Annotated in this window: 10 protein-coding genes, 1 tRNA gene and 2 rRNA genes; 8 read left to right on the plus strand and 5 right to left on the minus strand. The window is 60.3% G+C overall.

From position 1 onward, the window contains the following. The 3 genes from PH552_RS32355 to PH552_RS32365 form a co-directional block, all read left to right on the plus strand. Window positions 1-266: ribosomal RNA gene (locus tag PH552_RS32355) — 23S ribosomal RNA — on the plus strand; the annotation flags it as partial. A gap of 268 nt (window positions 267-534) precedes the next feature. Next, window positions 535-649: ribosomal RNA gene (gene rrf / locus PH552_RS32360) — 5S ribosomal RNA — on the plus strand. Window positions 650-1,102: 453 nt separating this feature from the next. Then, window positions 1,103-1,179, plus strand: a tRNA-Met gene (locus PH552_RS32365). Between the two features lie 238 nt (window positions 1,180-1,417). Here the strand turns inward: PH552_RS32365 and PH552_RS32370 are convergent. Continuing rightward, window positions 1,418-2,191, minus strand: coding sequence for a class I SAM-dependent methyltransferase (locus PH552_RS32370; RefSeq protein ID WP_112341749.1), 774 nt, complete (start codon window positions 2,189-2,191; stop codon window positions 1,418-1,420). A 236-nt stretch (window positions 2,192-2,427) separates the two neighbouring features. Here PH552_RS32370 and PH552_RS32375 point away from each other — a divergent pair, with 236 nt between their 5' ends. After that, complete coding sequence (locus PH552_RS32375) at window positions 2,428-3,336, plus strand: alpha/beta fold hydrolase (RefSeq protein ID WP_113249554.1); 909 nt, start codon at window positions 2,428-2,430, stop codon at window positions 3,334-3,336. Window positions 3,337-3,339: 3 nt separating this feature from the next. Here PH552_RS32375 and PH552_RS32380 read toward each other — a convergent pair whose 3' ends face one another. From PH552_RS32380 to PH552_RS32390, 3 genes are all read right to left on the minus strand, one after another. Continuing rightward, window positions 3,340-5,901, minus strand: a complete 2,562-nt coding sequence (locus PH552_RS32380; RefSeq protein WP_285166640.1) for a GcvT family protein — start codon at window positions 5,899-5,901, stop codon at window positions 3,340-3,342. A gap of 182 nt (window positions 5,902-6,083) precedes the next feature. Further along, complete coding sequence (locus PH552_RS32385; RefSeq protein WP_112341780.1) at window positions 6,084-6,974, minus strand: amino acid ABC transporter substrate-binding protein; 891 nt, start codon at window positions 6,972-6,974, stop codon at window positions 6,084-6,086. Window positions 6,975-7,122: 148 nt separating this feature from the next. Then, window positions 7,123-7,986: a haloalkane dehalogenase gene (locus tag PH552_RS32390; protein WP_112341751.1), complete on the minus strand. Its 864-nt coding sequence runs from the start codon at window positions 7,984-7,986 to the stop codon at window positions 7,123-7,125. A gap of 77 nt (window positions 7,987-8,063) precedes the next feature. On the opposite strand from PH552_RS32390, the gene PH552_RS32395 reads away from it, so the two are divergent. From PH552_RS32395 to PH552_RS32405, 3 genes are all read left to right on the plus strand, one after another. Beyond that, a complete protein-coding gene (locus tag PH552_RS32395) occupies window positions 8,064-8,546 on the plus strand; it encodes a MarR family winged helix-turn-helix transcriptional regulator (protein ID WP_112341752.1) in 483 nt (160 codons plus the stop codon). A gap of 123 nt (window positions 8,547-8,669) precedes the next feature. Further along, a complete protein-coding gene (locus PH552_RS32400; protein WP_245430307.1) occupies window positions 8,670-9,374 on the plus strand; it encodes an isochorismatase family protein in 705 nt (234 codons plus the stop codon). Between the two features lie 179 nt (window positions 9,375-9,553). Further along, window positions 9,554-11,083 carry a S10 family peptidase gene (locus tag PH552_RS32405; protein WP_285166642.1) on the plus strand — a complete coding sequence of 510 codons (1,530 nt, stop codon included), beginning with the start codon at window positions 9,554-9,556 and terminating at the stop codon, window positions 11,081-11,083. Here PH552_RS32405 and PH552_RS32410 read toward each other — a convergent pair. Beyond that, window positions 11,080-12,591 carry a mechanosensitive ion channel family protein gene (locus tag PH552_RS32410; RefSeq protein ID WP_112341755.1) on the minus strand — a complete coding sequence of 504 codons (1,512 nt, stop codon included), beginning with the start codon at window positions 12,589-12,591 and terminating at the stop codon, window positions 11,080-11,082. The genes PH552_RS32405 and PH552_RS32410 overlap by 4 nt on opposite strands. A 226-nt stretch (window positions 12,592-12,817) precedes the next feature. On the opposite strand from PH552_RS32410, the gene PH552_RS32415 reads away from it, so the two are divergent. After that, window positions 12,818-14,398 (plus strand): aldehyde dehydrogenase (NADP(+)), encoded by a 1,581-nt coding sequence (locus PH552_RS32415; protein WP_183765735.1) that lies wholly within the window; start codon window positions 12,818-12,820, stop codon window positions 14,396-14,398. The last annotated feature ends 7 nt before the right edge of the window (window positions 14,399-14,405 follow it).

Below are 14,405 nucleotides of genomic sequence, written 5' to 3' on the forward strand. Positions count from 1 at the left end.
GGGTGTAGGAATATTGACAGGATCTGTCCCTAGTACGAGAGGACCGGGATGGACATATCTCTGGTGGACCTGTTGTCCTGCCAAGGGCATAGCAGGGTAGCTATATATGGAATGGATAACCGCTGAAGGCATCTAAGCGGGAAACCAACCTGGAAACGAGTGTTCCCTATCAGAGCCGTGGAAGACGACCACGTTGATAGGCCGGGTGTGGAAGTGCGGCAACGCATGAAGCTTACCGGTACTAATAGCTCGATTGGCTTGATCGTTCCCATTGCCAGTGCTCATCGAATAAATTCGATGAGGCAATAGGATGTAGGCAGTAGGCAATAGCCGCTTCTGCCCAGCATCCAAGACGTGTTCAAATAAAAAATCCAGCTTCTCAAATTGTCCATGCAGCAGCATGAACAGCAAGCCTCCGTATGGACGGCTGATGTCCCCTTCGAGCGACAAGCGAGAAGGAAAGGCATATCAGCCCAGAAAGAGCAACTTGTTGATCCATGCGTTCGCATGGATCAACAAGTTGCGCTTTGCCGACCTGGTGGTTATGGCGGGGTGGCTGCACCCGTTCCCTTTCCGAACACGGCCGTGAAACGCCCCTGCGCCCATGGTACTTCGTCTTAAGACGCGGGAGAGTAGGTCGCTGCCAGGTCTGCTAATCGCAACTCCACGCTAAATCGATGAAATCGATTTATGCGTCAGGCTAAATTGCTCAAGCAATCTATGCCTCATAAAATCTTCTCATCACACAGACGGCCCAAGCCGTGCTACAATAGGCCGCTCATGCGGCCTTTGCCGCTTCTGGAGCCAGGAAATTACCCCGACGTACCCGAAATACGGGGCCAAGGGCGCGGCAAACCCTTCGGGTTTGCGCAACCGCGATAAGCCCAAACGCGGCTTACGCTGGGAATACGCGACAAATCGCTCCGCGATTTGCGCTGGATAAGACGACAAATCGCTCCGCGATTGGCGTCGGTAACGCGATAAGCCACAACGCGGCTTACGCTGGGAACAAGGGACAAATCCTGCAGATTTGCCCGGATGAAGCATGAACCGCATAGCGGTTCACGCAACCGCGATAAACCCTTCGGGTTTACGCTGGTGACGCGGGGTGGAGCAGCCCGGTAGCTCGTCAGGCTCATAACCTGAAGGCCGCAGGTTCAAATCCTGCCCCCGCAACCAATTACAAAAAAAGCCCGCTTCAAGCGGGCTTTTTGCGTTCTGCCAACGCCGAAAGCATCCAACCAATCAGCCCCCAAAACAAGCATAACCAAACCACGCAACGCAACGCGCAAAACAAAGCATCAACACGGAACCAAGCGTTCCCAATACACACAATATCAAAGGTGCAAAGGCACAAGCGAGCGTTCCTAGATTTGCGTTGTAGTGCTTTCGCCGGGAGAGGCGAGGGGCTGCTCAGTCAACGGGCTCGCTCAGCGGTGATGATCCATGCGTGGGAGTTGAACAGCACGCCTCCGAAGGTCATATGCGCTTCCAGTAGATCACGCAGCCGCTGCAGTGGCCGGTCGGGTGCCTCATCGGTGTGCATGAGCGCGTCCTTGACCATATAGAGACCGGCAAGGGCATCAAGGGCGGCATCGACATTAGCCCCATAGAACACCGGTTCCTTCACCTCGGTGAAGTCGATCGAGGTGAAGCCGGCGGTGCTTAACAGCTCTTTGGCTATGGTGGGATCGCCAAGCGAAAACGGCTTGCCGGCATTTTCTGGAATTCTGCTCCCTGGAGCTAGCGCATTCCGAATTGCGCCAGACCATTCGTTGCGCTCCTGGTTTTGCCATACCATCCAGGCGATGCGTCCACCCGGGCGCATTGCATGGGCGATATTGGTGAATGCCGCCGGCGGATCTGCAAAGAACATGACGCCGAACCGGCTGATGCATAGGTCGAAGCCGGCAGCTGGAAAGTCGTGAGTTTGTGCGTCACCCAGTTCGAAGCTGATGTTGCCCAATCCGGCTTCGGCGCTGCGTTGGCGGGCAATCTCAAGCATCTCGGCGGACGTGTCCACGCCGACCGCGCTGCCTTGTGTTGCGGCAAGAGCTGCTTCGCGAGTGGTTTGTCCAGCGCCGCAGCCGATATCGAGTATCCGGTCATGCGTCCGGACGCGGGCGGCGGCTCGCAAATGCAGGTTATGCCGTGATAGTTCAGCGTCGTAAAAATCAGCACATTGCAGCACTACAAGCCTCCCTCATCTCGTCTCGATCGCTATTGCGCGCAGTTCTCGCAAGACCCTCGAACAACTCCAATCCATTGTTCTCACACAATTCCGGATGAAAAACCGCTGGACGCTTTTCTGGAACTGCTCCGACGGACGTCGATGCCCCGTGTTGCAGCCTCATAAAACTGATTGCATAATAAAATCGGTTATGCAATATGAATCCAGTTGCAATTCGCAATCGGATGGGTTTTGTCATGGCAGAAACGAGATCGTTCGCAGCCACCGAGACGTCAATCGAGGTCAAGGGAGCGAAACTGCAGACCCAGGCTTTCGGTGATCCCTCCAGCCCGCCCATCATATTGATCATGGGAATGATGGCTTCGATGCTGTGGTGGCCGGACAGGTTCTGCGAGGCGCTCGCCGCCCGCCAGCGCTATGTGATCCGATACGACCAGCGCGATACGGGCCTCTCGACACATTATCCGCAAGGCGAACCCCATTATTCGTTCAGCGACTTGGCCGACGATGCCATCGCCATTCTCGACGGCTACGGATTGGAAACGGCGCATGTGGTGGGCATGTCGATGGGCGGCGCCGTTGCACAGGAGGTCGTGTTGCGCCATCCCCGGCGTGTGCGGACCCTCACGCTGATCAGCACATCACCGCTCGGCGTCGAGGGCTTGCCTTCCTCGACCAAGGCCTATCAGGAGCATTCCAGTTCGGCCGAAGCAGTCGATTGGTCCAAACTCGAGGCCATTGCCGATTTCCTGCGCCGCGAGACGGCCATGCTTGCCGGCACCCGGCATCCGCACGATCCTGATGCCGCAAGTGCCCTGATCGCCCGCGACATGGCGCGGGCGCCGTCATTTGCCAGTGCTACGAACCATTTCACGCTTGTGAGCGAAGAAAGGCCAGCAAGGCTTCACGCTTCCGATATCAAGCTGCCGGTCCTTGCGATCCACGGGTCAGCCGATCCGCTGTTTCCCATAGGGCATGGCGAGGCTTTCACCAAGGTCGTGCGAAATGTGCGGCTGCACCGGATCGAGGGTGGAGGGCACGAAATCCACGAGCGCGACATTGACGAGATCGTGCAGGCCATCATCGATCACACGGCCCGACAGACAACCGGAAAGCCAGGCATGACCTCGCTTTCCGGTCGTTAAAGATCAGCTTCTCGGCTTCAGGTTCTCTGCGTCATAGAGCGGCTTGTAGCCGACGCCGGCGACTTCGACCGGGTAGGTTTCGCCGAAATATTCGACCTTCAGTTTGCGGCCTTCCTGCGCATAGGACCAGGGGAGATAGGCGAGTGCGATATTCTTGCCGATGGTCGGGCCGTAGGCGATCGAAGTGGTGAAGGAGCGGCGGCCGAGCTCATCGACCAGGGTTTCGCCGGTTTCGGGATCCATGACCGGCAGGATGCCGACGGGGTAGCGGGCAACGCCGTTGGAGTCGATGTTGTCGGTCATCACAAGCGTGCAGAGCATGGCCGGCTGGTGTTCGCGGGCGCGGTATTCGAGGTGCTTGGCCTTGCCGCGGAAATCGGCTTCCTTGACCTTCGGGCGGCCGAGATCGGCTTCGAGAAGATTATATTCCGTCAGCAGGTCGGCATTCTGCAGGCGCAGGCTCTTTTCCATGCGGCGGCTGTTGGCATAGGTCTCGACGCCGACGGCGATGGCGCCGGTCGAGCGCAGCGCATCCCAGACGGCCAGCGCATCGCCATAGGCCATGTGCAGTTCCCAGCCCTGTTCGCCGACATAGGAGATGCGGAATGCCGTGACGTTCTTGCCGGCGATGCGGATCTGCTTGATCGCGGCGAAGGGGAAGTTTTCGTGCGAGAGGCTTTCCGGGTGCTCGACCACCTTCTGCAGGTTGGTGCGGGCATTCGGTCCCCAGATGCCGATCGTGACATAGCGTTCGGTGACATCGGTGATGGTGACGTCGAAACCCTTATCCTGGGCAACGCGGCGCATGTAGTGGAAATCGCGCGGGCCGGCGTCGGCGCCGTCGATCAGGCGGCAGCGGTCGGCCATGCGGATGACGGTGAAATCGGCCCGCACCATGCCCTCGTCGTCGAGGAAGTGGGTGTAGATGCCCTTGCCGATATTGGCCTCTCCGCCGATCTTGGCCGCGCAGAGCCATTCCAGCAGCTCGACATGATCGGGGCCCTCGATGTCGTACATGGCGAAGTGCGAGAGGTTGATGATGCCGCAATCTTCGCTCAGCGCCAGGTGCTCGGCATTGGAGACGCGCCAGAAATGGCGGTTGTCCCATTCGTTTTCGCGCACCGGGATGCGGTCGCCGTATTTTTCGAGCAGGTGCTCGTTGGCGGCATAGCCATGCGCGCGCTCCCAGCCGCCAAGCTCCATGAAATAGCCGCCGAGCTCTTTTTCCCGCTCATAGAAGGGCGAGCGGCGGATGTTGCGGCCGGTGGCATAGGGTTCGCGTGGGTGGACGGCGGGGTTATAGATCTTCTGGGCCGCCTCGGTGCAGCGGCCTTCGATGAATTTCTCTTCAAGCATATGCGGGTAGAAGCGGGAATAATCGATCCGGTTGTGGTCGATCGGCGTGCGGCCGTCCGTCATCCAGTCGGCGACCAGCTTGCCGAAGCCGGGGCCATCCTTCACCCAGATGGCGACGCAATACCAGAGGCCGCGAATCTTCTGGCTTTCGCCGACGGATGGGCCGCCATCGGTCGTGACCTGCAGGAGGCCGTTGAAGGAGTGGCCTTCATTGTAGCCGAGTTCGCCGAGGATCGGCGTCAGTTCCATGGCGCGTTCGAGCGGCTCGATGATCTGTTCCATGTCGAGGTCGCGCTGCGACGGCGACAGACGGGCCTCATGCTTTTCGAGGAGGTCGCGCGGATGGCAGAGGCGTGGGTTCTTCTCTTCGTAGTAACCCCATTCGATCTGGCCGCCTTCGGCGGTCTTCGGGTCGCCAGTGTCGCGCATATAGGCGGAGTTGCCCTGGTCGCGCATCAGCGGGAAACCGATTTCCTTACCGGTGTTGGCAAACTCGTTGTAGGGGCCGAAGAAGGTCAGCGGATGGTCGACCGGCATGACCGGCAGGTCTTCGCCGACCATTTCGGCGATCAGGCGGCCCCAGAGACCGGCGCAGACGATGACATAGTCTGCTTCGATCGTGCCGCGATGGGTGACGACGCCACTGATGCGGCCGTCTTTGACAATCAGCGACTGGGCCGGCGTATTGGCGAAGGATTGCAGCTTGCCGCTCTTTTCGCCCTGGTCGATCAGCTTGCCGGCAACGGTCTGCGAACGGGGTATGACGAGGCCGGCATCCGGGTCCCACATGCCGCCCTGGACCATGCTTTCCTCGATCAGCGGGAATTTTTCCTTGATCTCTGCGGGGTCGACCAGGCTCACGCGCGTGCCGAAGGCCTTGCCCGAGGTCACCTTGCGCTTGATTTCCGCCATGCGGTCGTCATCGCCGACGCGGGCGACTTCCAGGCCGCCGACGCGGGCATAGTGGCCGAGCTTATCGTAGAAATCGATGGAGTAGAGGGTCGTCCAGCAGGAAAGGAAATCATGGCTGGTCGTGTAGCAGAAGTCGGAGGCGTGCGCCGTCGAGCCGATATCCGTCGGGATACCGGACTTGTCGATGCCGACAATATCGTCCCAGCCGCGCTCGATCAGATGGTGGGCGATCGATGCGCCGACGATGCCGCCAAGCCCGATGATTACGACCTTCGCCTTTTGAGGAAATACTGCCATTTCGTGCGACCCTGATTGATACTGGAGACGGATTTTATGATGTGTGCGACGCCGACCAGAGCCTGTCTACGACATATTCAAGATGCTTGCACGACGACTGCAAGGCCGTTTTCCATCGAGACATCGCGCCCGTAGTTACAAGTGATCATGTCGCAAAGGCGACGGCATCGCCTCGGGGGCGTTTATTGCGGGATGGATTGCATCATGATCTCGCGACGCAGGATCGGGCCTTCCTCGCCGAAATAGGTCGTCAGCAGGTTGGCGAAATCATCCGACTGGTAGGTCTCGGTTAGCGTCTGATCGACGAGGAGGCGGAAGGCGGAATCGTCTTGCCGGAGCGCGATGCCATAGGGCTCATGCGTGAAGAGGCGGTTGCCGATGGCGAGCGTGGACGGATTGCGGGCATGGGAAGCGAGATCGAAGAGCAGGGCGCGATCGGCGAAATAGGCATCGATCTTGTGGTTTTCGAGCGCGACCAGGCCGTCCTGATGCGTGGCGAACTCGGCGATCCGCGTCTTCGGCACGTCGGAGCCTAGCGCTTCACGCAGGGTCGCGCCCGTCGTCGTGTTGGCGCGAACGCCGATCGTGCTCGTTGCGGGGGCGGGTTTGGCGGAGACTTGCGCCAGTCGCTTGTCGAGGAACAAAGTCATCAGATAATCGGGCGAATCCTTGCGCAGCAGGGCGCTGGCGCCGGTGATGAAGATCGGCTGCGAGAAGTCGACGCTCTGACGCCGTCCGAGATTGATGGTGAGGGCGCCGCAGAGAAGGTCGATCTGGCCGCTCTTCACCGCGTCGAAGCCATCGGCGAGTGCGGTTTCGACATAGTCGCGCTTCAGATTGGCGACCTTGCGTCCGACGGCATCGGCAATCTTGCCGCAGAGGTCGATGGCATAGCCCGTCGGGTTGCCGTCCTTCTTCTTGAAGGAGAAGGGTTCTTCGTCGCTGATGTAGCCAATGCGGATCGTGCCTTTTTGGGCGATGCGGTCGAGCGTCTGTGCTGCCGCTGCCGTATAGGCAGATATGCCGAGGAGAATGCCTGCCAGAACCAGTCGTCTCATGCAATTCGCCGGCATCATCCCGATCTCCAAAAGAAAAATAGGCAATCGCAAGGGCTTAGGCGCAGATTATGGGCTGTCAGGTTTTTGTCAACGGCGGATTGTCCCCGGTCTTTCCTGTCGAGCAGGAGTGGCGGAAACTGTGGTGCGCCGGAAGGCCAGATGTTTATCCGAACAAGGCGTGGCGATCCGCCCAGTCGGAAATCGCGGCGGCAATGGCTTCAGGTTGATCTTCCGGTGCATTGTGCCTGGCCGGTCCGCAATTCCTAACGTCGAGATTGGCAATATTTGCGCGACACCAGGCTGTCATAGGCTCGCCGATCAACAGCGTCTCGGGCGGACCTTCGAAGGTGAGCAGCAATTTGGGGACATCGGCATTCTCGGCAAGCCAGGCGTCGTAGGTCTCGATACGCCTGATCACATCGGCCGGCTCGCCTTCGATCGGCATCGAGCGTGGCCAGGCCAGCAGCGGCCGGCGGCTTTCGCGCGTTTGATAGGGGGCGGCATAAACGGCGTGATCCTCTTCGCTCAATCCTTTGAGAACGGTGGCCCTCAGAGCCTGTTCAATGAAGAAATTCTCGTCCAGCACCTTGGTTTCGCCGACCCCGGCCGTCCGCAGCGCTTCATAGCGAGGACGCGCATTTGGGAGATTCTCCCAGGTCATCGGCCTCACGATCGTTTCCATGAAGGCGATGCCGCGCACGCGCTCGGCATGGCGGGTCGCCCAGTCGAAGGCGAGAGCGCCACCCCAATCATGGCCGATCAATACGACATCATCGAGCGCGAGTTCGTCGAACCAAGCCTCGATATAGCGCGCGTGGTCGTCAAATGAATAGGCGATATCGGGCTTGCCGGACCGGCCCATGCCGATGAGATCGGGGGCAAGACGGCGGGCAGGCGTGGCGATCGCGGGCGCTACATGCCGCCAAAGGTAGGAGGAGGTGGGATTGCCATGCAGGAAGACGAAGGGTGTCCCCGTTCCGGCATCCTCGTAGAAGATCGTCGAGTCCAGGACATTGAGTGAGGGCATGCGGGTATCCCTTCCTGATGAGAAATGGTAAGGTACCTGACTATTTATCACATTGGTCAGGTACCTGTCTATATCTCATGGAAAAGCGCGTTCCGACACATCTGTCACTGGGCTTGCTGCTGCGGCTCGTTCACCAGCATTGGGCGCAGGATGTCGATGCAGCTCTCGAAAAAGCAGGCTTCGACGATATCCGGCCATCGCATGCCAATGTCTTCACCTTCATGCGCCCGGAAGGAATCCAGGTGAGCGAACTCACCCGGCTTGCGCATGTCCGCAAGCAGACGATGACGCAGGCGGTCGAGGAGCTGGAGCGCCTGGGTTACGTCGAACGCCGCCCAGATCCCAACGACCGACGTGCACGGCTGGTCTTCCTGACCGAACGCGGCAGGGGAGTGCGGCCTGTCGCAATGGCAGCCGGCCGGCTGGTGGATCAGCGCTGGTCTGACATGGCTGGTTCGGAAGAAATCGATGCGCTCAAGCAAGCCCTGCAGAGCCTGCTGGGAAAGCTGCGCAGCGGCGACAAGAATGACGAAGACCCAATGGGTGATACAGGCCCATAGGCGGCTCCCCCCGCTCATGGCGTCGGCAGAACACACCGCGAGACCATCACGAAGAGTTTCGTTACGCCAGCGCATTTTCTCGCCTATCAATCCTGCACCATCGTCAAACCCATGAGGACGCTGATGCACAGGAGCAATGGACTTCGATACGGAGGCGGTGCGATAGGCAGAGCAGGTTTTGCCTTATGTGCCGGTTTTGCAGTTCTTTGTGCAGGCCTTAGCGCCACCTTCCCGTCGCCGGCGGCAGCGCAGACGATCATCGACGACTGGCAGAAGGTGAAGCCGCCGGCGCCGCCGGAGCTGAAGACTGTTACCGTCGATCCGGAGACGACGGCGCTGCTGATCCTCGATTTCAATGGCGCGCAGGATCCGACCAAGGGGCCTTGCAACAAGAATACAAAGCCGCGCTGCCTCGCTTCCGTGCCCAAGGTGAAAACCCTGCTCGATCAAGCCCGCGCCAAGGAGATGCTCGTCGTTTTCAGTCTGGCGGGCGTTGGCCAGGCGCAGGATATCGCGACCGCGCTGGCACCCTTGGCAAGCGAGCCGGTCGTCAAATCCGGGCCGGACAAGTTCATCGGCACCAACCTGCGCAGCATTCTTTCCGATAAGGGCATCAAGACCGTCATCGTGACAGGCACGGCCGCGGAGGGTGCGGTGCTGGACACCGCAACGGACGCAGCGCTCAACGGCATGAATATCGTGCTTCCCGTCGACGGCATGTCGTCGACCGAGCTCTACGGCGAGCAATATGTGGCCTGGCACATGGTCAATGCACCCGGCGTCGCGCAGAAGACGGCGCTGACCAGCATCGACCGGATCAAGTTCTGATCCGCCGCGGCTTACCCTGCAGCCGGCCGGCCAGCAGGCTTCCAAGCGCGCCATTCTCCAAAAGTGCCGCGCTCGATGATCCATCGATCAACATCTCTTGAGTTTCGGTGGTTGTCGTCTGTGACATAGTATCGCCGGCAATAACCTCTATGCGACGAACCCTCGGAGGATACGATTTCATGTCTTTTCGCCAGATGGTTCCCGGCCTGGTGCTGGCTTTTTCGCTGATATCGGCAACCGCATCCGCCGCACCGCCCGAGCAAGGCCGTAATGCCGCCGCCGGTGGCAGTGGCGTGCTTTCGCTCCTGCCGCCGGATGCCGTGAGCGACCATGTGCTCAATGCGGATGGCAAGACCATACCCTATACGGCAACGGCGGGCACGCTCGACCTCTTCGGCCAGGATGGCCAGCGTAGCGCGGCGGTCTTCTACACCGCCTATGTCGCCAAGAACCGGGATGCGAACCGGCCCGTGACCTTCGTATTCAACGGTGGGCCGGGCGCGGCTTCGGCCTTCCTCAATCTCGGGCTCGTCGGCCCGCGCATCGTCGATTTTGGTCCGGACGGTCGCGATGGCGCCAATGCCAAGCTGGTCGACAATCCGCAAAGCTGGCTCGAATTTACCGATCTCGTGCTGATCGATCCGATCGGTACCGGCTGGAGCCGCACTGCCAAGCCCGATGATCAGAATGATTTCTATAGCGTCGACAGCGATGCCGAAAGCCTGGCCAAAGCGATAGCGCTCTACATTGGCCATAATGGCCGCGCCTCGTCACCGAAATATATTCTTGGCGAAAGCTATGGCGGGTTTCGCTCGGTCAAGGTCGCCAACAGCCTGCGCGAGGATCAGGGCATCCTGATTTCCGGCATCGTCATGCTCTCGCCTCTGCTGGAGGGCCGGTTCGTCTTTGGTGATAGTGGAGATGCGCTCAGTGCGGCCTTGGAGCTGCCTTCGCTGGCGGCAGCCGAGCTGGAACGGCAAAATGCCTTCAGCGAGAAAGCGATCCAGGATGCGCAGGCCTTCGCCTTGAATGACTATCTGCCCGCCCTCGCCGGGCCGCCGCCATCGGGCGATGCCGGCCGCGCCTTCTATGGCCGGGTAGCGAAGCTGACCGGCATACCGCAAGATGTCGTCGCCAGGAACCAGGGTTTTCTCAGTGGGGTCTACCGCAAACATTCCGATGGGAACGGTGGGGATATAGCGAGTGCCTATGACGCCTCCTTTCTGGCACCGGATCCCTATCCGCAATCGGAGGCTGAGCATGGCGGCGATCCGGTTCTCGACGGTTTCGTCCGTGCCTATGGCGGTGCCTTTTCGAGCTATGCCCGCGATGAGCTAGGCTTCCACACGGACATGACCTACACGCTGCTGTCGGGAGCAGTGAACAGGGAGTGGAAATGGGGCGGGCGGAACGGCGGCTCTCGATCAACCGCCGGTGCCACCGACGATCTCAAGGAGCTGTTGTCGCTGTCGCCATCCTTCCGGGTTCTGGTGGGGCAGGGATACAGCGATCTCGTCATCCCCTTCGGCGTCAACAAATATGTGCTCGACCATATGCCGCAGGCCCTTGCCGATCGCGTGGCGCTGAAGCTCTATCGCGGCGGTCACATGTTCTACACGCGACCGGCGTCACGCGAGCAGTTCACGATGGATGCCAAGGCCTTTTATGCCGGGCAGGTTCAGGCGGCGCCATCGGCAAAGTCGAATTAGTCGTGCTGCTGTAGCTGAAAGAGATGCTTGATACGCGAACTCAGCGTGCTGACGGGTGTGCCATGGACCAGCATATCGGCATTGGCGAAGAGATGCTGCTCGGCCTCGATGCGTTTCGCCATGATGGCGCCGAGCTCCTCGGCGAGCGCGGGCCTGTCATGCAGCAAGGGCGCCAGGCAATCCTCACCGATTTCATAGGTGACGACAAAGGTCAGGGCTCGGACCGTCCCGACTTCGCCCGTGCCCATCAGCAGGCCGTTTTCGCCGAAATAGTCGCCCGGAGCGAGCCGCGTCAGCTCGATCTGCCGATATCCTTCGCGACGGGTGATGCTGACGACGCCCGAACGGACGATGGTGAGCGCGCGTAGGCGAGCATCCTGTTCAGCGATCACGGCATCCTTGTGGTAGGTGCGGCGCTGCATGTTTGTCGCCAGATGCTCCTTTTCGTCCTCGGTCAGCGAAGCGAAAAGCGGGATGTTGTTGAGCAATCGCCATGGCGTGCCGGGGTTCTGTTGTTCTTTGACGGTTTCCGCCGCGTGTTCCGCCGCAACGGTGATCGTGCCGGGAGGGCCGGCGAGCTTCAGGCCTGCTGCTTTCGCATGGCGGTAGAGGAGATCGTAGATCTCGTTCTTGGCTGCTGTCGCCAGAGATATCTCGCGCACGCGGAAGGAAAGCTGCAATTCAATGGCCTGTTCATCGATCGAGCTGATGGCGACCGAAGGTTCGGGCGTCTTCTGGATGGAATTGCAGCTGATCAGCACATTCTGCATGACGTCTGCGACGACGCGTGGCTGCGTGGTCGGCTGGATTCTCACGGTGACGATGGCGCCGTGACTTTCATCGGGCGATGAAAGATTGGTGAGCCGTGTCTTTGCGAGGACGCTATTGGGAATAACGACCAGATCGTTGGTGCCGCTCAGGAGATACGTCGCCCGCCAGTTCGTTTCGACGACGCGGCCTTGAATATCATTGTCGACAACGATCCAATCGCCGACGGTATAGGGGCGGCCAAGGTTGAGTGCGATGCCGGAAAAGACGTCGCTCAACGTGCTTTGCAAGGCAAGGCCGAGAATGATGGCGAAGACGCCCGATGTCGCGATCAGTGTCCCGATCGGAACGCTGAAGACATCACCGACAATGGAGAGAATGGCGCCCAGATAGATGATGCCGACGATCAGATCCTGTAGCAGGCGGCCTTCGCGCGGTTTGCGCTCGAAGATCAGGAAGAGCCGCACGAAGGCGATCAGCACCCATGCGCCGTTGATCCACCAGACGATCTTGGCAAAGCCGACAAAGGTGCGCAGCGTCACGGAATCCTGCGGCGGGCTCGGCTCATAGGGTACGATGCCATGATAAAGCAAAAGCACGGTCAGGCAGACGAAGAAGGCGATCTGGCCGATCAGACGCCCAGCGCGCTGGTGACGCAGCATGACGCGGCTAACGAATGTGCCGACGACAACCAGGATACAGAACTGGACGATCGGATCACCAAGAAGTGCAATGGACATATGGGCTTGGCCGCACTCGGTCTTTCGGATGGCTGCTAAATTGGCATGAAAGGGGCTGCAATACCATATGCAGATAAAGTATGATTAATTGACGCTGATGCCTTGATCTCAGCACTTGTACCTTGATAATTAGATGACGATTATCATCTTATAACTGTCATCCCATCCTGCTATCTGCTCTCGTGGCGCGCAATCCTCAGCGCTCTGACATCCTTAAGGAATACCCATGACACAGTCTTTCGAGATTCGCGGCGATCTGCTGATCGGCTCAGATTCCACCGGCGGCAATAGAACCGTGCGTGCCATCAACCCGGCAACCGGCGCAAACCTGGAGCCGGCCTTTGCGATCGCCGGCGAGAGCGACGTTGCCAAAGCGTGTGAATTGGCGGCGCAGGCGTTTGACGTTTACCGTGCGACCAGCCCCGAGCAGCGTGCGGCATTCCTCGAAAAGATCGCCGACAACATCATGGAGATCGGCGATGCTCTGATCGAGCGGGCAACGGAAGAGACCGGCCTGCCGGTGCCGCGTCTGCAGGGCGAGCGTGCCCGCACCGTCGGCCAACTGCGGCTGTTTGCCCAGGTCGTTCGCTCCGGTGAGTGGCTCGATCTGCGCGTCGATCCGGCACTGCCGGAGCGTAAGCCGTTGCCGCGGCCGGACCTGCGCCTGCGCCAGATCCCGCTCGGCCCGGTTGCCGTCTTCGGTGCCAGCAACTTCCCGCTCGCCTTCTCGGTTGCCGGTGGTGATACGGCTTCGGCTCTTGCCGCCGGTTGCCCGGTCGTCGTCAAGGGCCATCTTGCCCATCCGGGCACGGGCGAACTGGTCGGCCGCGCCATCCGCGCCGCCGTCGCTGCATCCGGTCTTCCGGAGGGCACCTTCTCGCTGCTGACCGGTGCCAACGAAACCGGTGCGGCGCTGGTGCGCGATCCGCGCATCAAGGCCGTCGGCTTCACCGGCTCGCGTGGTGGCGGCCTGGCGCTTGGCGCCATTGCCGCGGCCCGGCCGGAGCCGATCCCTGTTTATGCCGAGATGAGCAGCGTCAACCCCGTTTTCCTGTTCCCGGCCGCTCTTGCAGCACGCGCCGAGGCGATCGGTACGGGCTTCATCGATTCCCTGACGCTCGGTGCCGGCCAGTTCTGCACCAATCCAGGCCTGCTTTTCGCAATCGAAAGCCCCGATCTCGACCGCTTCGTCCAGGCCGCCAGCGGTGCCCTGACCGGCCGTGCGCCCGCGCCGATGCTGACACCAGGCATTCACGCCGCCTTCGACAAGGGCGTTGCCGCGCTGGCCGAGCATGAGGCTGTCAAGACCGTCGCTCACGGCGCGCCGGCTGAAGGCGTCAATCGCAGCCCGGGTATCTTTTTCGAGACAGAAGCGCAGGAGTTCCTAGCCGACGAGCGCTTGGGCCACGAAGTTTTCGGCGCGGCAAGCCTTCTCGTGCGCTGCAAGGATGTCGATCAGATGATCGCCGTTGCGGAAAAACTCGAGGGCCAGCTGACCGCGACGCTGCAGATCGAAGCGGATGACTATGCCACGGCCGCCAAGCTGGTGCCGGTGCTGGAACGCAAGGCCGGGCGTATTCTCGCCAATGGCTGGCCGACCGGCGTCGAAGTCTCCCATGCCATGGTGCATGGCGGGCCTTTCCCGGCGACCTCGGACAGCCGCACCACCTCGGTCGGCACACTCGCCATCCGCCGCTTCCTGCGCCCGGTCTCCTATCAGGATCTCCCGGAAGGACTGCTGCCGTCTGAGCTGCGTGACGATGGGGTGAAGTCGCTGCCGCATCTGCTGGATGGCGTGCGCAAGTAACTGATCA

It is taken from the genome of Rhizobium aureum (assembly GCF_030182495.1).
Classification (GTDB): Bacteria; Pseudomonadota; Alphaproteobacteria; order Rhizobiales; family Rhizobiaceae; genus Rhizobium; species Rhizobium tropici_C.

Bases quoted from the DNA above. Each gene is read 5' to 3' on its own strand.
- PH552_RS32375 (WP_113249554.1), top strand. From the start codon at position 2,428: ATGGCAGAAACGAGATCGTTCGCAGCCACCGAGACGTCAATCGAGGTC.
- PH552_RS32380 (WP_285166640.1), bottom strand. From the start codon at position 5,901: ATGGCAGTATTTCCTCAAAAGGCGAAGGTCGTAATCATCGGGCTTGGC.
- PH552_RS32385 (WP_112341780.1), bottom strand. From the start codon at position 6,974: ATGCCGGCGAATTGCATGAGACGACTGGTTCTGGCAGGCATTCTCCTC.
- PH552_RS32390 (WP_112341751.1), bottom strand. From the start codon at position 7,986: ATGCCCTCACTCAATGTCCTGGACTCGACGATCTTCTACGAGGATGCC.
- PH552_RS32395 (WP_112341752.1), top strand. From the start codon at position 8,064: ATGGAAAAGCGCGTTCCGACACATCTGTCACTGGGCTTGCTGCTGCGG.
- PH552_RS32400 (WP_245430307.1), top strand. From the start codon at position 8,670: ATGCACAGGAGCAATGGACTTCGATACGGAGGCGGTGCGATAGGCAGA.
- PH552_RS32405 (WP_285166642.1), top strand. From the start codon at position 9,554: ATGTCTTTTCGCCAGATGGTTCCCGGCCTGGTGCTGGCTTTTTCGCTG.
- PH552_RS32410 (WP_112341755.1), bottom strand. From the start codon at position 12,591: ATGTCCATTGCACTTCTTGGTGATCCGATCGTCCAGTTCTGTATCCTG.
- PH552_RS32415 (WP_183765735.1), top strand. From the start codon at position 12,818: ATGACACAGTCTTTCGAGATTCGCGGCGATCTGCTGATCGGCTCAGAT.